The organism is Brevundimonas sp. SL130, from assembly GCF_026625805.1.
Classification (GTDB): domain Bacteria; phylum Pseudomonadota; class Alphaproteobacteria; order Caulobacterales; family Caulobacteraceae; genus Brevundimonas.
Genome location: NZ_CP113064.1, coordinates 2099109 through 2120167, shown reverse-complemented (window position 1 = coordinate 2120167; position 21059 = coordinate 2099109). Strand labels below are relative to the sequence as shown.

Genomic DNA, 21059 nt, shown 5'->3' with positions numbered 1-21059 from the left:
GGGGGCGACGCGGGCTAAAGCACGGTTTCGGGGCGCGTCGTCGGAGTACGCAGTGAAGATTGCCGAACGCTGGTTCGTATGGGCGGGCATGGTTCTGCTGGGCGGCATCGCCCTGGCGGGGTTGGTCGTCGCCGTCTATGCGGCATGGCTGTTTCATGACCTGCCGGACGCCTCCGAGCTGGCCGATTATCGGCCGCCGACGGCGACGCGGGTCTATGCCGGCGACGGCACCCTGATCGGCGAGTTCTCGGACGAGCGCCGAATCTATGTGTCCTATGACCAGATTCCGGAGACCGTGGTCCAGGCCTTCCTGGCGGCCGAGGATCGCAACTTCTTCCAGCACGGCGGGATCGACGTGGGCGGCATCGGCCGGGCCTCGATCAAGAACGTCTTCAACCTGGTGCAGGGGCGGCGGCTGGAAGGCGGATCGACCATCACCCAGCAGGTGGCCAAGAACGTCCTGCTGACCAACGAATCGAGCCTGAACCGCAAGCTGAAGGAAGCCATCCTGGCCAATCGCCTGGAGGCGACCCTGTCCAAGGAGCAGATCCTCAACCTGTATCTGAACGAGATCTTCCTGGGCTATCGCTCGTTCGGCATCGCCTCGGCGGCCTATAATTATTTCGGCAAGTCGCTGGCGCAGCTGACGCCGGACGAGGCGGCCTTCCTGGCCTCCCTGCCCAAGGGGCCGAACAATTATCACCCCAAACGCCACCCCGGCGCGGCCAAGGGCCGGCGGGACTGGGTGCTGGGCGAGATGGAGCAGAGCGGCTGGCTGACCGAGGCCCAGCTGGTCGAGATGCGCGCCCGTCCGCTGGCCACGCGCGATGCGCCGCAACGGTCGGAATACAAGGACGCGGACTTCTTCGTGGAAGAGGCGCGGCGCCAGGCTGCGGCCAATCCCGACTTCGGGGCGCAACTGCGCGCCGGCGGCTTCTATATGCGCACCACCCTGGACCCGACCTTGCAGACGGCGGCGCGCCAGGCCCTGATGCAGGGGCTGGAGAACTATGACCGCCGCCACGGCTGGCGCGGGGGCTGGGGCACGACCGATTTCGCCGAGGGCTGGCAGGCCGCGGCCCTGAAGGAACAGGCGCCGCCCGAGCGCCGCACCTGGCAGGCCGCCGCCATCGAGAGCGTCAGCGGGAACACGGTCCGCATCCGCACCGCCAAGGACGACGAGAGCGGAACCCTGATCGCCGCCGACGCCGCCTGGGCCAACGCCAACAAGCAACTGCGACGGGGCGAGCTGATCTTCGTCGAGAAGAAGAACGGCCAGTTCGCCCTGAAACAGTTGCCACGCGTCAACGGCGCCCTGGTGGCCATCGAGCCTCAGTCGGGCCGGGTGTTGGCGATGGTGGGGGGCTATTCCTACGCCCTGTCCAGCTTCAACCGGGCGACCCAGGCGCGGCGTCAACCGGGGTCGGCCTTCAAGCCCTTCGTCTATGCGACGGCGCTGGAGGGGGATTTCACCCCCGCCTCCATCGTGCTGGACGCGCCGATCAGCTTCGCCGGCGGGGCCAACGGCCAGCGTTGGACGCCCGAGAACTATAGCCGTGAATATTACGGGCCGCAGAGCCTGAGGCGCGGGCTGGAACTGTCGCGCAACGTCATGACCGTGCGTCTGGCCGAGGCCGTGGGCATGAAGAAGATCGTCGACCAGGCGGATCGGATGGGGATTCCCGGCATGACGCCGAACCTGTCGGTGTCGCTGGGCGCGGGCGAGGTCACGCCGCTGGAGATCACGGCCGCCTATTCGGCCTTCGCCAACGGCGGGCGTCGGATCACCCCCTATCTGATCGACTATGTGCAGGACCGGGACGGGGAAACCATTTTCCGGGCCGACAACCGGGGCTGTCGCGAGTGCGGCCGGGGCTTCTCGGGGCAGGAATCGCCGCGTCTACAGCCGCGCGGAACCCAGGTGATCGACCCGATCACCGCCTATCAGATGAGTTCGATGCTGGAAGGCGTGGTCCAGCGCGGCACCGCCGCCAGCGCGCGCGGCCTGGGCCGTTGGGTCGGGGGCAAGACCGGCACGACCAACGAATATCGCTCGGCCTGGTTCGTGGGCTTCACCACCGACATCGTGGTCGGGGTCTTCATCGGCTTCGACGACAATCGGTCGCTGGGGTCCGGCGAGACGGGGGCGACGACGCCCGTGCCGATCTTCAACGACTTCATGCAGACGGCGCTGAAGGAACGGCCCGCGCGGCCCTTCGTGCGGCCCAAGAACGCCGTCTTCCGCACGGTGAACGGCATAGAGGAAGCCTTCCGTCCCGGCACCGAACGCCAGGCGCCGCCCCCGACCCAGGCGCCGACCCAGCCAGCGGGCCCCGAGAACTATTATGACGTCGTGCGCCGCGAACAGGAGGCCGCCGCCGCCGGCGCCAACGCCCCGCCGCCCGCCGCCGCCGCCCCGCCGCCGAAGAAGGCGCCGGCTGAGGACTTGAGCGGACTGTATTGAGGCTCTAGGTAGGCCCATCGAACGGCGCGTCCTCGTGGCGCGCCGTTTCCTTTTAAACCTGCCCTATCGCGCGGCCTGCGGGCCGCGCTGCTTGAGGGCTCTTCTGTCGCTGGAGATTGCGATGAGACCGGATGTCGAGGCCATGAAGGCCGACATCGAGCAGAGCGTCGCTCTGCTCAGGAGGCGTCTTTGACTGGGATGTCGCTCTAAGAAAGCTCGATGAGCTGAATGCGCGGGTCGAGGACCCGACGCTGTGGGACAAGCCCGACGAGGCCCAGGCCGTCAGCCGCGATCGTTCGCAGCTGGAAGCCAAGATCAACACCGTCAAGGCGATGGAGCAGGACCTCGAGGACGGGGTGATGCTGGCCGAGATGGCGGACGAGGAAGGCGACGAGGGCGCGCTGGAAGACGCGCGCGCCTCGCTGCGGGGCATCAAGGACCGCGCCGCACGCGCCGAGCTGGAAGCCCTGCTGTCCGGCGAGGCCGACGGCAACGACGCCTATCTGGAAGTCAACTCCGGCGCCGGCGGCACCGAATCGAACGACTGGGCCGGGATGCTGCTGCGGATGTATTCCCGCTGGGCCAAGGCGCACGGCTACGAGGTGACGATCGAGGCGCACGAAGAGGGCGAACAGGCGGGGGTCAAGTCGGCCACCATCCTGATTTCAGGCCCCAACGCCTATGGTTGGCTGAAGTCGGAATCGGGCGTGCACCGTCTGGTGCGGATCAGCCCCTATGACGCGGCGGCCAAGCGGCACACCAGCTTCGCCTCCATCGGGGTGTCGCCGGTCGTCGATGACGCCATCGAGATCGACATCAATCCGTCGGACGTGCGCACCGACACCTATCGCGCCTCGGGCGCCGGCGGTCAGCACATCAACAAGACCGACTCAGCCGTGCGCCTGACCCACGTTCCGACCAACACGGTCGTGGCCTGCCAGGCCGGCCGGTCGCAGCACCAGAACCGCGAACAGGCGTGGAAGATGCTGCGGGCGCGCCTGTACGAGCTGGAGCTGCAAAAGCGCGAGGCCGTGGCGCAGGCCCTGGCCGACGCCAAGACGGACATCGGCTGGGGTCACCAGATCCGATCCTATGTGTTGCAGCCGTATCAGATGGTGAAGGACCTGCGGACCGAGGTCGAGACGTCGGACACCCAAGGGGTGCTGGACGGCGATCTGGACGCCTTCATGGGCGCGGCCCTGGCGGCGCGGGTCGGCGAGACGCGCGGATCGAACCTGGACTGAAGGTCTCCTCCCCATCCGTGATGGGGAGGAGGCTGTAGGCTTAGACCGCAGCCTTTTCAGTCGGCTTGTCGGCCGGGGCGTCCGGCGCCGAGGCGACGACGACCGGAGCCGGCGACGCGACGGGGCTGGCGATGGGGGCAGGCGCCGGTTGCGGCGCGACCGGGGTGACGGCGGCGGGCGCAGGGGCCTGACGCTGGCCCTGGGCGACGCGGCCCTGGAAGAAGGCGCCCACGTCGATCGACAGCTGTTCGGCGGTGATGTCGCCGTCCACATAGGCGGTGGCGACCAGTTTGACCTGTTTGCCCAGGACGCCGCCGACGATACGGCCGCGCACCTCGATATAGTCGGCCTGGACATTGCCTTCGACGGCGCCGGTCTCGCCGACGATCAGGCGGCCGACGCGGACGTCGCCCTTGACCTGGCCGTCGATCTGAAGATCGCCGGCGCCCGAGACATTGCCTTCGAACACCAGGTCCGACGACAGGGTCGACAGACCGCGGCCGGTCGGGACCGGCGAGGGCGTGGACGGGGCCACGCCGGCGCGGGGCGCGGACGGCATGTCCGGCAGAGGCGGAATGACGGGCGAGTTCGGACGGGGCGAAGGCGCCGGGGCCGGGGCTTTATTTGTCTTGTTGAACAAGTTGATCTCCTGCTCTGAGGAAGCGTGCGGGGTTCTGTGGTCGGCCGTTCAGCCAGACTTCGTAATGGAGGTGGACGCCGGTGGAGCGGCCCGTCGTGCCCATGGCGCCGATGCGTTGGCCGAGCGCGACCGACTGGCCGGGCTTGACCCCCAGGACGTTGAGATGGGCGTAGCGCGTCTTGAAACCGCGCCCATGGTCTAGCTCAACAGTATTGCCATAGCCTGAACGAACGCCGGCGAAGGCCACGACGCCGGGGGCCGTGGCGTAGATCGGCGTGTTCAGGGGGGCGGCGAAGTCCTGGCCCTGGTGAATGGCGGGCCGGCCGTTGAACGGATCGAAGCGGACGCCGAAGCCGGAGGTGGTGCGGGCCTGGGTGGGACGTTTGAACGGCAGACCTTCGGCCGCGTCAGTCAGGGCCCGCATCTCGTTCAGATTGGAAGCGGCGTGACGAATACGGACGGCGAAGGGTTCGTCCACGTCCAGGATGGCCGCCAGGGCGCGGGGATCGCGGGCCTCGACCAGGGGGCCGCCCAGGGGGCCGGAGGCGGCGACATAGGCGGCGGGGTTGAGGCCGGCCAGACGGAAGGCGACGCGAAGGCGTTCGGCGCGGGTCTGGGCGAAGTCCTCGGCCCGGTCCAGCAGGCGTTCCTGATCCAGGCGGACCGCCAGGATCCGTTGGATCGGCGTGGCGGTGGCGGGAATGGCGGCCGGAGCCAGAGCCTTCTCCGCCCCCTCGATCCCGTGGAAGTCGGCCATCACATTGGTCAGGGCGGCGTGGCGCCGCTCGATCATGGCGGCGGTCTGCTCCAGCGAGCCGTTGGCGGCCGACATGCGCACCACGGCGCTTTCCAGTCGGGCCTGAAGGTCGGCGTTGAGGCGTTCGGAGGCGGCGCGGGCGCGGACGACCTCGGCGTCGGACCGGTGCTGGGCGATCAGGTCGAACAGGAAGGCGCCGGAGGCCATCAGCGACCAGCCCAGGGCGACGACGGCCACGAGCGCGATCACCACCTGCCGACGTGCAGTCAGGGCATAGGCGCGAATGTCGTCATGGCTGCGGAGGTACAGGTAGCGCACCGGCAAGAAACGTTCGTGCCAGGATGGTTCCTGAGATTGTTCTTGCACAGTCATAAGCAACGCCCCCACGTCGAGGTGAGGTTTATCCGGTGCAACGATGACACGGGCAAGACTGTTTATCGCCCGTTAACCACGATTATGGCGTTAAGCGGGCATTATCACGCGATTGTTGATTGAGACTCGCGCTGAAGGGGAATTCCTGAATCGGCTTTTCAACCGGCCGGGTGTCGGGTCGGCGGGGAGCCGTCAGCCGAGGGCGCGGACGGCGTCCAGAACGGCGGCGGCGTGGTCGGCCACCTTCACATTGCGCCAGGCCTTGGCGACCCGACCGTCGGCGTCGATCAGGAAGGTGGCGCGCTCGATGCCCATATATTCGCGGCCGTAGAGTTTCTTCTCCACCCAGACGCCCCAGGCCTCGCAGGCGACGCCGTCCTCGTCCGAGGCCAGGGTGACGGCGAGGTCGTATTTGGCTTTGAACTTGTCGTGCTTCTTCACCGTGTCCTTGGACACGCCGATGACGGGCACGCCCAGGGCGGCGAAGTCGGCCGCCAGGGCGGTGAAGTCCTGAGCCTCGCGGGTACAGCCGGTCGTGTCGTCCTTGGGATAGAAATAGACGACGGCGGGCTTGCCCTTCAGGGCGGCGAGGGAGACCCGGCCGCCGTTGTCGGTCGGCAGGTCGAGGGCGGGGGCGGGGTGGCCTTCGGCGGCGGACATCAGATGGGCCTCACCAGAACGATCTTCTTCTTGCCGGCCGCCAGCTTGATGACGCCGTCCTTGACGTCGGCCTCGGTCAGCAGCTGGGCGCCGTCGGCCACGGCGGCGTCGTTGAGGCGCAGGCCGCCGCCCTGGGCCAGGCGACGGGCCTCGCCGTTCGAGGCGGTCAGGCCGGCCTTGGTCACGACGGCGGCGATCATGGCGCCGTAAACCTCGGCCGCCGGCAGTTCGATGGTCGGCAGGTCGGCGGAGATCTGACCCTTTTCGAAGGCGTTCTCGGCGGCGGCGCGGGCCTTGGCGGCTTCGTCGGCGCCGTGCAGCAGGGTGGTGGCGGCGTCGGCGAGGGCTTTCTTGGCGTCGTTGATGGCCGCGCCTTCCAGGGCCTCGTATTCGGCGATCTGCTCCAGGCTCAGGTCGGTGAACAGGCGCATGAAACGGCCGACGTCGGCGTCCTCGGCGTTGCGCCAGAACTGCCAGTAGTCATAGGGGCTGAGCTGTTCGGCGTTCAGCCAGACGGCGCCCTGGGCCGTCTTGCCCATCTTGCCGCCCGAGGCCGTGGTCAGCAGCGGGGTGGTCAGGCCGAACGCGGCCTTCTGATCCACCCGACGGACCAGATCGACGCCCGAGGTGATGTTGCCCCACTGGTCCGATCCGCCCATCTGGAGCGTGACCTCGTGGCTGCGGTTCAGCTCCAGGAAGTCCACCGACTGCATCAGCATGTAGTTGAACTCAAGGAAGGTCATCGGCTGCTCGCGCTCAAGGCGCAGCTTGACCGAGTCGAAGCTCAGCATCCGGTTGACGGTGAAATGGGTGCCGAAGTCGCGCAGGAACTGGATGTAGCCGTAGGTCGACAGCCAGTCGTCGTTATTGACCATGACCGCGTCGGTCGGCCCGTCGCCGAAGGTCAGGAATTTGGCGAAGACCGTCTGGATCGAGTCGATGTTCGACTGGATGGTCGCTTCGGTCAGCTGGGGGCGCGAGGTGTCCTTGCCGGTCGGGTCGCCGACCTTGGTGGTGCCGCCGCCCATCAGGACGATGGGCTTGCCGCCCGCCTGCTGGAGCCGGCGCAACATCATGATCTGGATCAGGCTGCCCACGTGCAGCGACGGGGCGGTGGCGTCGAAGCCGATGTAGCCCGCCACCACGCCGTCGGCCGCCGCCGCATCCAGCTCGACCGGATGGGTGATCTGATGGATGTAGCCGCGCGCCTGGAGGGTGCGGAGGAAGTCGGATTTGAAGGCTTGTTCGGTCATGGCGGGGCTCCGTTAGCAGGGATGCCGGCGGTCGTCTTCCATTTCCGAAGAGCGCGTCGCCAGCGAAGGCGGCGCGTGTTCGCGGGCCGCTCGCTTACAGCGGGCGGTAATACAGGCCGGCGATGGCGCGGGCGGCGAACATGGGTTCTGGATAAGGCGCAGCGTTGACCGGCGTCAAGCCTTCGCTACGAAGGACAGATGCGCCTGCCCCTGATCCCACACCCGCTTTCGCCGCCCGCCGGGCTGACGCTGGAGGTCGAGGCGCGGCGGGCGGGGCGGGTGTTGAGCCTGGAGTATCTGCTGGCCGGGCCGGTCGAGTTTGTGCGCTGGCCCGAGGCGACGGCGCGGGCAAGGACCGACGAACTGTGGCGGACGACCTGTTTCGAGGCCTTCGTGCGGACGGCGGACGGCTATGTGGAATATAATCTGTCGCCGTCGGGGGCCTGGGCCGCCTATCGGTTCGACGCCTATCGGGAGGGGATGCGGGCGCTGGAGATCGCGGCGCCCTTCATCGTCACGCGGCTGGCGCCCGGGCGGTTCGGGCTGACGGTGGATGTCGAACTGCCGGAGGATGCGACGGGCGTCGTCGGGCTGACGGCGGTGGTCGAGGGGGGGGACGGGGCGATCGCCTATTGGGCCCTGGCGCATCCATCGGATAAGCCGGACTTTCATCATCCCGACTCGTTCGCGGCTGTCCCTTAGGATCTCTTCCCGCCGTCATCCTAGGCCTTGTGCCTAGGATCCATACGCCCGGTGTTTGGGATCGGAATCCGCGCTTCGCCGCTCGAGTCTATGGATCCTAGGCACAAGGCCTAGGATGACGAGGTTGGGATGACGAGCGGAGAGGGCGGGGACGGGTTGTGAGCGGCCTCGGCCTGAGGCATGGCTGGGTCGAACGCCTCAGGAGCCGCCCATGAATTTCGGTCTCGACCGCCTGCTGTCCGACGACGCCCTGAGGGCGCAGCTGAAGGGGCGGCGCGTGGCCCTGCTGGCGCATCCGGCCTCGGTGGCGAAGGATCTGAGCCATGCGGTGGACGCCCTGGCCGCCTGTCCCGAGATCGAACTGACCGCCGCCTTCGGGCCGCAGCACGGGATGAAGGGCGATCTTCAGGACAATATGATGGAGAGCCCGGATTATCGCGATCCGGTGCACGGCTTCCCGGTCTTCAGCCTGTACGGCGAGGTGCGGCGGCCCAGGGACGAGTGGATGGAGACATTCGACGTCGTCCTGATCGACCTGCAAGACCTGGGCTGCCGCATCTACACCTATGTGACCACGCTTCTGTACGTGCTGGAGGCGGCGGCGAAACACGGCAAGTCGGTGTGGGTGCTGGATCGGCCCAATCCGGTGGGGCGGCCCGTCGAGGGGCAGACGCTGAAGTCCGGCTGGGAGAGTTTCGTCGGGGCCGGACCGATGCCGATGCGGCACGGGATGACGATGGGCGAACTGGGCCTGTGGTTCATCGACCAGTTCAAGCTGGATGTGGATTACCGGGTCGTGGAGATGCAGGGCTGGGCGCCCGAGGCGGGGCCGGGCTTCGGCTGGCCGCTGGGCGAGCGGGCCTGGGTCAACCCCAGCCCGAATGCGCCGAACCTGTCGATGGCGCGGGCCTATGCCGGAACGGTGATGCTGGAGGGGGCGACCCTGTCGGAGGGGCGGGGCACGACCCGGCCGCTGGAGCTGTTCGGGGCGCCGGACATCGATGCGCGGGCGGTGATCGCCGAGATGCAAGCTCTGGCGCCGGAGTGGCTGGGCGGCTGTAGCTTACGCGACATGTGGTTCGAGCCGACCTTCCACAAGCATGTCGGCAAGCTGTGCAGCGGGGTGCAGATCCATGTCGATCACCCCGGCTATGACCATGCGGCCTTCAGGCCGTGGCGCGTGCAGGCCCTGGGGTTCAAGGCGATCCGGCGGCTGTATCCCGACTACGACCTGTGGCGGGATTTTCCGTATGAGTATGCGTTCGGGAAACTGCCTATCGACGTGATCAACGGCGGGCCCGGCTTGCGGGAATGGGTGGACGACGCGGCGGCGACGCCGGGCGATCTGGATGCGGCGACGCGGCCGGACGAGGCGGCGTGGGAAGAGGTCCGGCGGCCGTTCCTGCTGTATTGATGCGCTAGAACAGCACCGCCGGGTTCATGATCCGCTTCGGGTCGATGGCGCGTCGAAGGGCGGCCATGGTTTCGATCTCGAGGGGGGATTTGTAGCGTTTGACCTCTTCGGTCTTTAGGCGGCCCAGGCCGTGTTCGGCGGAGATGGAGCCGTCATAGGTTCCGACGACGTCGTGAACCACTTGCGAGCCTTCCTTCCAGCGGCCGATGAAGGCGGGGATGTCCTGACCCACGCCCGGCAGGATGTCGTAGTGCAGATTGCCGTCGCCGACGTGGCCGAAGACCGAGATCCGGGCGCCGGGGTGGAAGCGTTCCACGGCGGCGGAGGCTTCGTCGATGAATTCGGCGATGCGGCTGATGGGGACGGAGACATCGTGTTTCCAGCCGCCGCCTTCGGGCTTCAGCGCCGCCGAATGTTCTTCGCGCAGACGCCAGAAGGCCGCGCGCTGGGCGTCGTTCTGGGCGATGGCGGCGTCGGTGATCAGGCCTTCCTCGAAGGCGACCTCCAGCAGGGCCTCCATCTGGGCCTCGGCGCCGCCGGGCGTGCCGGAGGCGATCTCGATCAGGACATACCAGTCGGGGGTCGAATCCAGCGGTTCGCGGGTGTCGGGAATGTTCTTGAGCACCAGCTCCATGCCCAGCCGCTTCATCAGCTCAAAGGCCTCGACCCCGCCGCCGGTCTCGGCCTTGGCGCGGGCCAGAAGCTCGATCGAGGCGGCGGCCGTCTCCAGGCCGACGACGGCGACGGCGCGCGAGCGCATGATGGGGAAGAGTTTCAGGGTGGCGGCGGTGACGACGCCCAATGTGCCCTCGGCGCCGATCAGCAGCTGCTTCAGGTCGTAGCCGGTGTTGTCCTTGCGCAGGCGCTTCAGGCCCCGGAAGATCTCGCCATTGGGCATGACCGCCTCAAGGCCCAGCACCAGGTCGCGCATCATGCCGTAGCGCAGCACCTGGGTGCCGCCGGCGTTGGTCGATATGACGCCGCCTATGGTGGCCGACCCCTCGGCCGCCAGGCTGAGCGGGAAATAGCGGCCGGCGGCCGTGGCCGCCTGCTGCGCCTCGAGCAGGGTCAGGCCGGCCTCGACCGTCATGGCGTCGTCCAGGGGGGTGACGTCGCGGACGGCGCGCATCTTGCGGGTCGACAGCAGGACCTCGCCGAAGGGGATCTGGCCGCCGACCAGGCCGGTGCCGCCGCCCTGGGGCGTGATGGCCACGCCTTCGCGGGCGCAGAGGGTCACGACCTTGGCCGTCTCCTCGACCGAGCGCGGGGTCAGAAGGATGGGCGTATTGCCGCTCCAGCGGTTGCGCCATTCGGTCAGGGACGGGGCGATGACCTCGGGATCCTGGGTCCAGCCGCCCGGACCCAGGGCGGCCTTCAGTTCATCGAGAACGGCGGGAGAGGGGGCGGGCGTCTGCATGGCCCCCTTTTGTCAGGCGGGACCGGGAGAGGGAAGGCGTTTTCGCCCATTCACAACCGTCATCCTCGCCCTGGAACGACGGGAATACACCGACACTGGTAAACCCGGTCGGGGCGCCCGACAGAGGACCTACCGATCGTCTGCACGGGGTGGGAAGCGGATCTAACTCAGAGCAACTCTGCGGCTGCGCCTTGACGGCGGATTTCGGAGGACGTCTGAAACCAATCGACGTTTGTGGAGACCGTAGCCACGTCGCCCCATGCGGTCCATTCGATGTGGTAGCGGTTTTCCGGCGACTTCTCTCTCCCGTAGTAAAACCAATCCCAGCGAACACGTGACGCTTCGAAGATTTCAAATCGGGCGGGCGAGATGTCCCATCGCGAGGGATGCCAGACGGTAAGGGTTTCGCCCTCATCAAACGTGAACTGCACACCATCCACCAGAGGCGAGCAGCCGATAATCCGGTGGATGTTGTCGTATGGCCGCCCGAAGAACTTCCCCCAAACTCGCAGGGAGCCGTGCTTCACCAAAGGCAACGCCTGAGCAACGGCGTCGCAGATGGCGTTCGGAATCGTCGCGGTCATAAAACGCTATTCGCAAGGTTCGACAGCGACGCATAGGGGAATCCCGCAACGGGTCGCGAACCGAAATTGACCCGCCGCCGGAAAGCCGACCTTCAGATCGAGACTGCCAGCCATTGTCGGTCCCGGTGAAAGCCCGCCCTTGTGGCGAGGATCCATACGCCCGGTTTTATAGGGCAGTGCTCATTGTCGAAGACCGGGAGTATGGATCCTCGGGACAAGCCCGAGGATGACGAATTATAGAGGGTGATGACGGATTGTAGCGGAATGACGCGGGCTTAGAGGGAGGAGCGGACCTCAGACGTCCAGGTCTTCCTTCACGAACTGGGCGTTTTCCTGGATAAACTGGAAGCGGGCGTCGGCGCGCTTGCCCATCAGGCGTTCGACCAGATCCTCGACGCCGGCCTCGGCGTCCGGGACGGTGATCCGGGCCAGGGTGCGCTTCTTGGGGTCCATGGTGGTCTCCTTCAGCTGGGAGGCCATCATTTCACCCAGGCCCTTGAACCGGCCCATCTCGGTCTTCTTACCCTTGAAGACGGTGGCCAGCAGTTCGTCGCGGTGGGCGTCGTCGCGGGCGTATTCGCTCAAGGGGCCGGCCGAGATCCGATAGAGGGGCGGCAGGGCCATGAAGACCCGGCCCTGGCGAATCGTCTCGGGCATGACCCGGTAGAAGAAGGTGATCAGCAGGGCCGCGATATGGGCGCCGTCCACGTCGGCGTCGGTCATGATGACGATCCGCTCGTAGCGCAGGTCGTCGATGTTGAACCGGTTGCCGGGCTGGACGCCCAGGGCCAGGGCCAGGTCGGACAGTTCGATATTCTGGCGCAGCTTATCCGCCGTGGCCGACGCAACATTAAGAATTTTGCCGCGCAGGGGCAGGATGGCCTGGGTGGTGCGGTCGCGCGCCTGTTTGGCCGAGCCGCCGGCCGAATCGCCTTCGACGATGAAGAGTTCGGTGCCCTGGGCCGATTGGCGGCTACAGTCCGACAGCTTGCCCGGCAGGCGCAGCTTGCGGGTGGCGGCGGCGCGCTGGACCTCCTTGTCCTTGCGGCGGCGCAGGCGGTCCTCCGCGCGATCGACGACGAAGCCGAGCAGGGCGTTGGCCTGTTTGGGGCTTTCGGTCAGCCAGTGGTCCAGCGGGTCGCGCAGCAGCTGTTCGACCAGCCGGGCGCCCTCGGGCGAGGACAGGCGGTCCTTGGTCTGGCCCTGGAACTCGGGATTGCGGATGAAGACGCTGATCAGGGCGCCGGCGTTGGCCGTGACGTCCTCGGCCGTGATGATGGCGGCGCGCTTTTCGTTGGTCAGCTCGCCGTAGGATTTCAGACCCTTGACCAGGGCGGCGCGGAAGCCGGCCTCATGGGTGCCGCCGTCGGGGGTGGAGACGGTGTTGCAATAGGACTGGATGAAGCCGTCGGCCTCGCCGAAGCCGATGGGCGACCAGGTGACGGCCCATTCGAAGGCGCCCGCCTCGCCCTGACGCTCGGCGCGGCCGGCGAAGGCGGGGGTGACGGTGTCCAGCTCGCCGATCCGGTCGGTCAGGGCGTCGGCCAGGCCGCCGGGGAAGTGGAGCAGGGCCTGGGTCGGGGTGGCGTCGGTGATCCGTTCCGGCGCGCAGGTCCACTTGATCTCGACGCCGCGGAACAGATAGGCCTTGGAGCGGGCCATGCGGAACAGGCGGGCGGGCTTGAAGGCCGCGCCCATGCCGAAGATCTCGTCGTCCGGCTTGAACCGGATCTGGGTGCCGCGTTTTTTGGACGGCTGGACCTGCTGGATCGGGCCCAGGACGGCGCCGCGCGAGAAGGACTGTTTCCACTCGAAGCCGTCGCGCCAGACGACGACGTCCAGATGTTCCGACAAGGCGTTGACGACCGAGACGCCGACGCCGTGCAGGCCGCCCGAGGTCTCATAGGCCTTGCCCGAGAATTTGCCGCCCGAGTGGAGCACGGTCATCACCACCTCCAGCGCCGACTTGCCGGGGTGTTTGGGGTGGGGATCGACGGGGATGCCCCGGCCGTCGTCGCGGACCGACAGATAGCCTTCGGCGTCCAGCTCGACCGTGATCAGCTTGGCGTGGCGGGCCACGGCCTCGTCCATCGCATTGTCGAGGACTTCGGCGAACAGGTGGTGCAGGGCGCGTTCGTCGGTGCCGCCGATATACATGCCGGGGCGTTTGCGGACGGGCTCGAGTCCCTCCAGCACCTCGATCGACGAGGCGGAATAGCCTGTGGCGGTCGCCAGAGGAGGGGTGACGACGGGAGCGGCAGGCATGGACGGTGTAGCGATCACCGGCGCAGCGTCGGGCGCAGCCTGGGGCGGGGTCACCGCGACGGGTTTGGGGGCCTCGGGCTTGGGAGCGTCGGGCGTGTCGTCAAAAGCGAAGAGGTCGTCGGCCATTCACATAGTCTGAGGCGATTCGGAGCCGGTTCTGGTAGGCCCGTGTCGCCGGTCGAGCAAGCGGCGGTCGCACCGGAACCGGATCGAAGGTGACGGCGCGGGCCAGAATCGCCAGCATCAGCACCCAGGGCAGGTTGGCGTGGGTCATCAGCACGCTCTCTGACAGGCTGAGAGCGAAGAAGACCGACAGATAGCCCAGGCTCCAGAAGCCCTCGCGCGCGCCCATGCCGTTGAGGCGAACCAGGATCAGGATCGCCGCCGTCAGCATCAGGGCGCCGACCGCCAGGGCGCCGGGCCAGCCCAGCTGGACCAGCAGGTCGATCCAGCCGTTGTGGGCGGACGGAACGGGCCATTGGGTTTCGAGCCGGATCTCGCGCGCTGGGATGGAATCCTTGCCCCAGAAGGCGCTGAAGCCGTAGCCGGTCCAGGGGCGGTCGGCGACCCTGCGCATCAGGGCGTCCCAGATCAGGGTCCGGCCGGTCAGGGAGGGGTCCTTGCCCAGGGCCTGGAGGATGGCGGCGGAATCGGTGTTCCAGATCCAGGCGCCGACGGCGGCGGCGACCACGCCCAGCCAGACGGCCGCGACGGTGACGGCCGCGCCGCCCTGTTTCAACGTCCACCAGCCGCCGACCATGCCGACGCCCAGCATCCAGCACAGCAGCGAGGTCTTGGACTGGGTGGCCACGACTAGAAGCGTGGCCAGGGCGAAGGCGAGCAGGGCGACCCAGGGTTTGCGACCGTTCTGGGCCAGATGGTCGGCCGCCAGACAGGCGGCGGCGGAGACGGCGCCGACCACCATGACCAGGCCCATCTGGTTTTTCTCGTACCAGAGGCCGCGCCACAGGCCGGCGTTGTCGGCCTGGTGGACCCCGATGCGGGGGAAAAGGAAGACCATGATCAGACTGCCGACCGCCATGACCAGGCCGGTGTGCATCAGGACGCGGGGCAGGGCGGAGCCTCGAAACACGGCGCCCAGATAGACGGCGAAGGCGCTGTTGATCGCCAAGGCGATGACACGCCGGTCGGTGACGCCGGGGTCGATGGACCAGTATTGCGAGACATAGGCCAGACCGACCAGGCCGCCGACCATCAGCCAGGCCGGCCAGGCGCGGACGACCTTTTCGAAGCGGAACAGGATCAGGCCGATGGTGACGGCGTAGACCGGCAGCCAGATCAGGCGAAGCACCGGGTTCTCGCCCTGGTCGGGGGCGATGACGGGGGCGATCAGGGCGCCGGTCAGCATGAAGACGACAAAGCCCGCCGCCCCCTGCTCCCAGGCGGGCGGGGCGTCCGAATCATCGATCTGGACGGGCGAGGCGTGCACGGAGCGACTGTCGCCGCCGCCGCTTAAGGAAGGGTGAGCGCCGTGCGGAAGGCGGTGAAGCCGTGTTCGAGGTCAGCGATCAGATCGGCCGGGTCTTCCAGGCCGATGTGCAGGCGGATCAGTTCACCCTCGAGCACGGGCGGGCGCTCGCGATAGGCCATCTGGTGGGTTTCGTGGGTGATCAGGCTTTCGAACCCGCCCCAGGAATAGCCGATTCCGAACAGGCTGAGCGCGTCGAGGAGGGCGCGGGCCGCGGCCTCGGTCCCGCCCTTCAGCACCACGCCCATTAGGGAGGCCGCGCCGGTGAAATCGCGTTTCCACAGATCGTGGCCGACCGAGCCGGGCAGGGGCGGATAGAGGACGCGCGCCACCTCGGGCCGGGCTTGCAGCCATTCGGCGACCCTCAGGCCCGAACGTCCCTGTTCGGCATAGCGCAGCGGCAGGGTGCGCAGGCCGCGCAGCGCCAGCCAGGCGTCGTCGGGCGAGACGTGCCAGCCCTGATCCTCGATCGTCTCGGCGACGGCGCGCAGGCAGGCGGGGGCGTTGGCGGCGATCCCGCCCATCAGCACGTCGGAGTGGCCGGAGACATATTTGGTGAGAGCCTGGACGCTGAGATCGACGCCGTGAGCCAGGGGTTTGAAGGCGAGGCCCGCGCCCCAGGTGTTGTCGATCACGGTCAGAACGCCGCGCTCGCGGCAGGCGGCGGCGACGGCGGCGACGTCGATCATCTCGAAGGTCAGGGAGGCGGGGGATTCCATCAGGACCAGACGGGTGCGGTCGCTGAGGGCGGCGATCAGGCCCGCCGCATCCGTGTCGGCGGGCAGGAAACGGGTCGTGACCCCGCGGGCGGCCTGGTGACGGGCCAGGAAGCGGCGTGACGGGCCATAGACGGCGTCGGTGGCGATGACCTCGTCGCCGGGCCGCGTCAGGGCCATAATGGGGACCGTCACGGCGGCGAGGCCGGAGGGGACGATGAAGGCGTCGGCCGCGCCCTCCAGATCGGCCAGGGCGGCGCGCAGCTGGCGCGCGGCGGCGCCGCCGTCGAGGCCGTAGGTTGGGCCGTCGGTATCGTCCCGAATAGCCTCGGCCCGGTCGCTGAGCATGGTCGAGGCGCGCTCGATGGGCGGATTGACCGGACGTCGGCCCTGGCCCCGACGGGTGGCGGACGAGATCAGGCGGGTGCGGTCCGAATGCGGCGACATGGCCTCTCCGATGGGTTGCGGATCAGGGCCTAAAGGCCTCTAAAGTCAGCGGGGCGCAAGCGGCGAGGATGTGAAACGCGATGCGGATCTTGATGATCGGAGCCTTGGCGGCGACCATGCTGCTGACGGCGGCGTGCGGACGCCGGGATGCGGATCCGGCCCTGGAGGCCGCTTCCCCGACCCCGACCACGACGGCGGCGACCGAACGTCCCGATAGTCCGACCCTGGCCGCCGTCAAGCGACGCGGCCGGCTGAACTGCGGCGTGCACCAGGGGCTGGTCGGCTTCGCCTATACCGACAATCGCGGGCAGTGGCGGGGGTTTGACGTCGACTTTTGTCGCGCCATGGCGGCGGCGATTTTCGACGATCCGAACGCGGTGCGGTTCGTGCCCCTGTCGGCGTCGGACCGGTTTGCGGCCCTGAACGAGGGACGGGTGGACGTTCTGTGGCGCAACTCGTCCTGGACGATGAGCCGCGACGCGGGCGAGGGCTTCGTCTTCGCCGGGATCAACTATTACGACGGCCAGGGCTTCCTTGTGCGCCGGTCGCTGAGCCTCAACAGCGCCACGGAACTGAACGGCGCGCGGATCTGCGTTCAGGCGGGATCGAACGCCCAGGCCAACGCCGACGACTTCTTCCGCTCGCGCGGCATCACCTATCGCCCCATCGTCCTGCCGACCGAGGAGGCGGCGCGCGACGCCTATGGCCGTGAAGACTGCGACGCCTTCAGCGCCGACATCTCGGCCCTGGCGGCCGCCCGGACCGTTCTGGCCGATTCGCAGGCCCACACGATATTGTCAGACGTCGTCTCGAAAGAGCCGTTGGGACCGGTGGTCAAGGCGGGGGACGAACGCTGGATCGCCCTGGTCCGGTGGACCCTGAACGCGGTCATACTGGCCGAAGAACTGGGCGTCACACGCGAGAACGCCGAGGCCTTGTCGGAAAGCTCAAACGACCCGCGCATCAAGCGCTTGCTGGGCGCCGAGGGCGAATATGGCGCCATGCTGGGCCTGTCGGACGACTGGGCCAAGGACGCCATCCTGGCCGTGGGCAATTACGGCCAGATCTTCGACCGGAACCTGGGTTCGCAATCGCCGCTCGACCTGGCGCGCGGTTTGAACGCACAGTGGAACGCGCGGCCGGGCGGCTTGATCTATGGCCTGCCCATCCGATAAGCGGCTCAGCTTGAGTCTTTTCCTGGGGGATCGATGACCGAGACCAAACGCGGGGGCATCGCCCTTCACTGGCTTATGCTGCTCGGCTTCGCCGTCGGCCTGGGCGGAGGGCTGTGGGTCAACCTGACCCTGGGCGCCGATACGGCCTGGGTGATCTGGGTCACCGACAATATCACCGGACCGGCGGGGCAGATCTTCCTGCGCCTGCTGTTCATGATGGTGGTGCCGCTGCTGTTCTCGGCCCTGGTGATCGGCGTCGCCGAAATGGGAGACCTAAACTCGCTGGGTCGCGCGGGGATCAAGACCCTGCTGCTGACCATACTGGTGTCCGGCATCGCGGTGGTGATCGGCCTGGTCATGGTCAATCTGTTGCAGCCCGGACGGGGCGTCGATCCCGCCATGGCGCAGCAGCTGCTGGAACAGGGCCGCGCCGGCGCGGCCGGAATCGTCGAAAAGGCGCCCGAGAGCATCCAGCTGGGCGACTTCTTCCTGGACCTGGTGCCGTCCAACGCCGTGACGGCGGCGGCGGAGAACCAGATCCTGCCGCTGATGGTGTTCGCCCTGTTCTTCGGCATCGGCCTGGTCATGGCCAAGAGCCCCGCGACCGATCGCCTGCAAGAGGTGATCGAGGGGCTGTTCGAAGTGACGATGAAGCTGATCAACCTGTTCATCAAACTGGCGCCCATCGCCATCGCCTGCCTGATGTTCAACCTGGCGGCCCTGTTCGGCTGGGATCTGCTGGTGCGGCTGGCGGCCTTCGTCGGCGTGGCCGTCGGGGCCATGGCGATCCATATGTTCGTGGTCTATCCCCTGGTGATCTGGATCCTGGGCGGACGTTCGCCGATCACCTTCTTCCGGGCCGTGCGCGAGCCCATGGTGGTGGCCTTCTCCACCGCCTCGTCCAACGCTTCGCTGCCGGTGTCGCTGAAGGCGGCGGAGCAGAACCTGAAACTGCCCAAGAAGATCGCCCGCTTCGTGCTGACGGTCGGCGCCACCGCCAACCAGAACGGCACGGCCCTGTTCGAAGGGGTGACGGTGCTGTTCCTGGCCCAGTTCTTCAATATCGAGCTGAGCCTGAGCCAGCAGGTCGTCGTCATGCTGGTCTGTATCCTGGGCGGGATCGGCACGGCCGGGGTGCCGGCGGGGTCGCTGCCCGTCGTGGCCATGATCCTGGTCATGGTGAAGGTGCCGCCGGAAGGGATCGGCCTGATCCTGGGCGTCGACCGCTTCCTGGACATGTGCCGCACGACGCTGAACGTCACGGGCGACCTGGTGCTGGCCACCGTCGTGTCGCGCGGCGAGAAGGACGACGAGGTCGAGCCGGTCGCCGAGAAGCCCTCGATCTCGCCGATCCTGGCCTGACCGGGGTCAGGCCTCGCTGACGACGGGGGTGTCGGGGCGAGACCCCCATTCGGCCCATGAGCCGTCGTAGAGACGAGACGGCTCGTCGAGCGTGGCCAGGGCCAGGGTGAGAATGGCGGCGGTGACGCCCGAGCCGCAGCTGGTGATGATCGGCCGGTCGAAGGCCACTCCGGCCTGAGTGAACCGGGCGCGTAGCGCCTCAGGCTCCAGAAGCCGTCCGTCGTCGCCGATCACGGAGAGGAAGGGCAGGTTCAACGCTCCCGGCATATGGCCGGAGCGCAAGCCGGCCCGTGGTTCCGCCGCCTGACCCGCGAACCGGGCCGCCGGCCGCGCATCCAGAATCTGCGCTTCGCCGGTCAGGGCGCCCAGCACCATCGGCAGGTCGGCGACGGCGTCGCTGCGCCGTGATGCGGCGAACGACGCCGGGGTCGGCGTCTGCGCCGGACCCGAGACCACAGGCCGCCCTTCAGCTCGCCAGAGCGGCAGGCCGCCGTCCAGCACCCGAACATTGGTCGCTCCCATCAGCCGGAACGTCCACCAGACGCGCGGAGCCGACCGCAGGCCGACCGTGTCATAGATGACGATGGTGTCGGTCGCGGCGATGCCGAGCGCGCCGACCGCCTCGGCGAAGGCGGCGGCGGTCGGCAGCATGTGCGGCAGGTCCGAGCTGTGGTCTGAGACCGCCTCGAGATCGAAGAAGACGGCGCCGGGCAGCCGGGCCTGATCGAAGTCCGCCTGGGCGTCCCGGCCGTCCAGATGCCAGGAGCCATCGACGATCCGCAGCGTCGGGTCGTCCATCAGGGCCGCGAGGGCGTCGGTTGAGATCAGGGGGGAGAGGGGCGAAGACTGGGTCATGCCCCCAACCTAATATCAGGCGCGGTCCAGCACCAGTTGCACCACATCCGTCCGACGCGAGCGGAAGCCGGCTTCGCAATAGGCCAGATAGAAGCGCCACAGTCGGCGGAACCGTTCGTCGAATCCGGCGATACGGCGGATGTCGCCCCAGGCCGACTGGAAGCTGTCGTCCCAGCGCTTCAACGTCTCGGCATAGTCCAGACCGAACCGTTCGATGGGCCCCCAGGCCAGGCCGGCCTCGGCCACCACCGGCTTCAGCCGCTCTTCCGACGGCAGCATGCCGCCGGGGAAGACGTATTTCTGGATGAAGTCGGTGCGGGCGTTGTATTCCTCGAACAGGGATTCCTGCATGGTGATGATCTGCAGCCCCGCCCGACCACCGGGCTTCAGCACCTCATGAATCTTGCTGAAATAGGTCGGCCAGTATTCCATGCCGACGGCCTCGAACATCTCGATGGAGGCGACGCGGTCGAACCGGCCCTGGACGTCGCGATAGTCCATCAGGTCGATCGTCGCGCGCTCCGACAGGCCTGAATTGAACAGGCGGCGGCGGGCGAAGTCGTGCTGTTCCCTGGAAATGGTCACGCCCGTGACCTGGGCGCCGATCTCGCGCGCCGCAAACTCAGCGAAACCGCCCCAGCCGCAGCCGATCTCCAGCACCGACATCCCCGGTCTCAGGTCCATCATCCGGGCCAGGGCGGCGTATTTGGCCTTTTGCGCGGCCTCCAACGGCGCGTCCGCCCGCTCGAACCGGGCCGACGAATAGGTCATCGAGGGGTCGAGCCAGGTCTGGTAGAAGGCGTTGCCCAGGTCGTAGTGGGCGTGGATGTTCTTCTTCGACCCGGTCTTGCTGTTGCGGTTAAGGCGGTGGGACAGCCAGTTGACCGCCATCATCAGCCAGTTGCCGTCGAACAGGCGGCGGATGTGGTCGTAATTTTCGACCAGGGTCTCCAGCAGGGCGGCCAGATGCGGGCTGTCCCATTCGCCGGCCATATAGGCCTCGGCGAAACCGATGTCGCCGGCGGCCAGAACGCGGCGGGCGAAGCCGTAGTCCTTGATCTCGAGCACGCCGCTGGGGCCGGGGCGGGCGCCGTCCAGCACATGGGTCTCGCCATTGGGCAGGTGGACGGTCAGGCGGCCGAAGGTCCAGTTCGACGCCAGCAGACGCAGCAGCATGGCGAACATGCGCGGCGTGCGGGCGGCGGCGGCCTCGATATCGACGGTGGCGACACTCATGCGGGAA

The 21059-nt window shown here is 67.7% G+C and carries 17 protein-coding genes; 6 read left to right on the top strand and 11 right to left on the bottom strand.

Annotated elements, in window-relative coordinates:
• Positions 1–52: 52 nt before the first annotated feature.
• Together OU998_RS10395 and prfB are read left to right on the top strand one after the other, a co-directional pair.
• Entirely contained in the window at positions 53–2464 is a 2412-nt protein-coding gene (locus OU998_RS10395) for a penicillin-binding protein 1A (protein WP_324287964.1), read from the top strand.
• 121 nt (positions 2465–2585) lie between these two features.
• Positions 2586–3708 (top strand): peptide chain release factor 2 gene (gene prfB / locus OU998_RS10390; RefSeq protein WP_267513366.1). Its coding sequence is split into 2 segments (ribosomal slippage): positions 2586–2654 and positions 2656–3708, totalling 1122 coding nucleotides; the frame shifts between segments, so codons are not numbered across the junction.
• 40 nt (positions 3709–3748) lie between these two features.
• On the opposite strand, the gene OU998_RS10385 is transcribed toward prfB, so the two are convergent.
• The 4 genes from OU998_RS10385 to tyrS form a co-directional block, all read right to left on the bottom strand.
• Positions 3749–4348: a bactofilin family protein gene (locus OU998_RS10385; protein ID WP_267513365.1), complete on the bottom strand. Its 600-nt coding sequence runs from the start codon at positions 4346–4348 to the stop codon at positions 3749–3751.
• Positions 4329–5477: a peptidoglycan DD-metalloendopeptidase family protein gene (locus tag OU998_RS10380; RefSeq protein ID WP_267513364.1), complete on the bottom strand. Its 1149-nt coding sequence runs from the start codon at positions 5475–5477 to the stop codon at positions 4329–4331. The genes OU998_RS10385 and OU998_RS10380 overlap by 20 nt, the downstream gene beginning before the upstream one ends.
• Before the next feature lie 192 nt (positions 5478–5669).
• The gene (locus OU998_RS10375) at positions 5670–6137 is read right to left on the bottom strand and encodes a peroxiredoxin (protein WP_267513363.1); all 468 of its coding nucleotides are present in this window, start codon (positions 6135–6137) and stop codon (positions 5670–5672) included.
• Positions 6137–7390, bottom strand: coding sequence for a tyrosine--tRNA ligase (gene tyrS / locus OU998_RS10370; RefSeq protein WP_267513362.1), 1254 nt, complete (start codon positions 7388–7390; stop codon positions 6137–6139). Before tyrS ends, OU998_RS10375 begins: the two co-directional genes overlap by 1 nt.
• A 198-nt stretch (positions 7391–7588) precedes the next feature.
• On the opposite strand from tyrS, the gene OU998_RS10365 reads away from it, so the two are divergent.
• The gene (locus tag OU998_RS10365; protein ID WP_267513361.1) at positions 7589–8092 is read left to right on the top strand and encodes a DOMON-like domain-containing protein; all 504 of its coding nucleotides are present in this window, start codon (positions 7589–7591) and stop codon (positions 8090–8092) included.
• A gap of 211 nt (positions 8093–8303) precedes the next feature.
• On the top strand, positions 8304–9506 hold the full coding sequence (locus tag OU998_RS10360) for a DUF1343 domain-containing protein (protein WP_267513360.1): 1203 nt from the start codon (positions 8304–8306) through the stop codon (positions 9504–9506).
• A gap of 4 nt (positions 9507–9510) precedes the next feature.
• Here OU998_RS10360 and OU998_RS10355 read toward each other — a convergent pair whose 3' ends face one another.
• From OU998_RS10355 to metC, 5 genes are all read right to left on the bottom strand, one after another.
• A complete protein-coding gene (locus OU998_RS10355; RefSeq protein WP_267513359.1) occupies positions 9511–10923 on the bottom strand; it encodes an FAD-binding oxidoreductase in 1413 nt (470 codons plus the stop codon).
• Positions 10924–11090: 167 nt separating this feature from the next.
• Positions 11091–11507, bottom strand: coding sequence for a hypothetical protein (locus OU998_RS10350; RefSeq protein ID WP_267513358.1), 417 nt, complete (start codon positions 11505–11507; stop codon positions 11091–11093).
• A 294-nt stretch (positions 11508–11801) separates the two neighbouring features.
• Entirely contained in the window at positions 11802–13772 is a 1971-nt protein-coding gene (locus OU998_RS10345; protein ID WP_267516768.1) for a DNA topoisomerase IV subunit B, read from the bottom strand.
• A 100-nt stretch (positions 13773–13872) separates the two neighbouring features.
• Complete coding sequence (locus tag OU998_RS10340; protein WP_267513357.1) at positions 13873–15222, bottom strand: O-antigen ligase family protein; 1350 nt, start codon at positions 15220–15222, stop codon at positions 13873–13875.
• Between the two features lie 23 nt (positions 15223–15245).
• Complete coding sequence (gene metC, locus OU998_RS10335) at positions 15246–16424, bottom strand: cystathionine beta-lyase (RefSeq protein WP_267513356.1); 1179 nt, start codon at positions 16422–16424, stop codon at positions 15246–15248.
• A gap of 80 nt (positions 16425–16504) precedes the next feature.
• Here metC and OU998_RS10330 point away from each other — a divergent pair, with 80 nt between their 5' ends.
• Together OU998_RS10330 and OU998_RS10325 are read left to right on the top strand one after the other, a co-directional pair.
• Positions 16505–17599 (top strand): amino acid ABC transporter substrate-binding protein, encoded by a 1095-nt coding sequence (locus tag OU998_RS10330; RefSeq protein WP_267513355.1) that lies wholly within the window; start codon positions 16505–16507, stop codon positions 17597–17599.
• A 33-nt stretch (positions 17600–17632) separates the two neighbouring features.
• Positions 17633–18961 carry a dicarboxylate/amino acid:cation symporter gene (locus tag OU998_RS10325; RefSeq protein WP_267513354.1) on the top strand — a complete coding sequence of 443 codons (1329 nt, stop codon included), beginning with the start codon at positions 17633–17635 and terminating at the stop codon, positions 18959–18961.
• Positions 18962–18967: 6 nt separating this feature from the next.
• Here the strand turns inward: OU998_RS10325 and sseA are convergent, their stop codons facing one another.
• Complete coding sequence (sseA, locus tag OU998_RS10320) at positions 18968–19816, bottom strand: 3-mercaptopyruvate sulfurtransferase (RefSeq protein WP_267513353.1); 849 nt, start codon at positions 19814–19816, stop codon at positions 18968–18970.
• A 15-nt stretch (positions 19817–19831) separates the two neighbouring features.
• A complete protein-coding gene (locus OU998_RS10315; RefSeq protein WP_267513352.1) occupies positions 19832–21052 on the bottom strand; it encodes an SAM-dependent methyltransferase in 1221 nt (406 codons plus the stop codon).
• Between the last annotated feature and the right edge of the window lie 7 nt (positions 21053–21059).

Excerpts from the sequence above, each read along its gene's own strand:
- OU998_RS10380 (WP_267513364.1), bottom strand. The coding sequence starts at position 5,477 with ATGACTGTGCAAGAACAATCTCAGGAACCATCCTGGCACGAACGTTTC.
- OU998_RS10375 (WP_267513363.1), bottom strand. The coding sequence starts at position 6,137 with ATGTCCGCCGCCGAAGGCCACCCCGCCCCCGCCCTCGACCTGCCGACC.
- tyrS (WP_267513362.1), bottom strand. The coding sequence starts at position 7,390 with ATGACCGAACAAGCCTTCAAATCCGACTTCCTCCGCACCCTCCAGGCG.
- OU998_RS10365 (WP_267513361.1), top strand. The coding sequence starts at position 7,589 with ATGCGCCTGCCCCTGATCCCACACCCGCTTTCGCCGCCCGCCGGGCTG.
- OU998_RS10360 (WP_267513360.1), top strand. The coding sequence starts at position 8,304 with ATGAATTTCGGTCTCGACCGCCTGCTGTCCGACGACGCCCTGAGGGCG.
- OU998_RS10355 (WP_267513359.1), bottom strand. The coding sequence starts at position 10,923 with ATGCAGACGCCCGCCCCCTCTCCCGCCGTTCTCGATGAACTGAAGGCC.
- OU998_RS10350 (WP_267513358.1), bottom strand. The coding sequence starts at position 11,507 with ATGACCGCGACGATTCCGAACGCCATCTGCGACGCCGTTGCTCAGGCG.
- OU998_RS10345 (WP_267516768.1), bottom strand. The coding sequence starts at position 13,772 with ATGCCTGCCGCTCCCGTCGTCACCCCTCCTCTGGCGACCGCCACAGGC.
- metC (WP_267513356.1), bottom strand. The coding sequence starts at position 16,424 with ATGTCGCCGCATTCGGACCGCACCCGCCTGATCTCGTCCGCCACCCGT.
- OU998_RS10330 (WP_267513355.1), top strand. The coding sequence starts at position 16,505 with ATGCGGATCTTGATGATCGGAGCCTTGGCGGCGACCATGCTGCTGACG.
- OU998_RS10325 (WP_267513354.1), top strand. The coding sequence starts at position 17,633 with ATGACCGAGACCAAACGCGGGGGCATCGCCCTTCACTGGCTTATGCTG.
- sseA (WP_267513353.1), bottom strand. The coding sequence starts at position 19,816 with ATGACCCAGTCTTCGCCCCTCTCCCCCCTGATCTCAACCGACGCCCTC.
- OU998_RS10315 (WP_267513352.1), bottom strand. The coding sequence starts at position 21,052 with ATGAGTGTCGCCACCGTCGATATCGAGGCCGCCGCCGCCCGCACGCCG.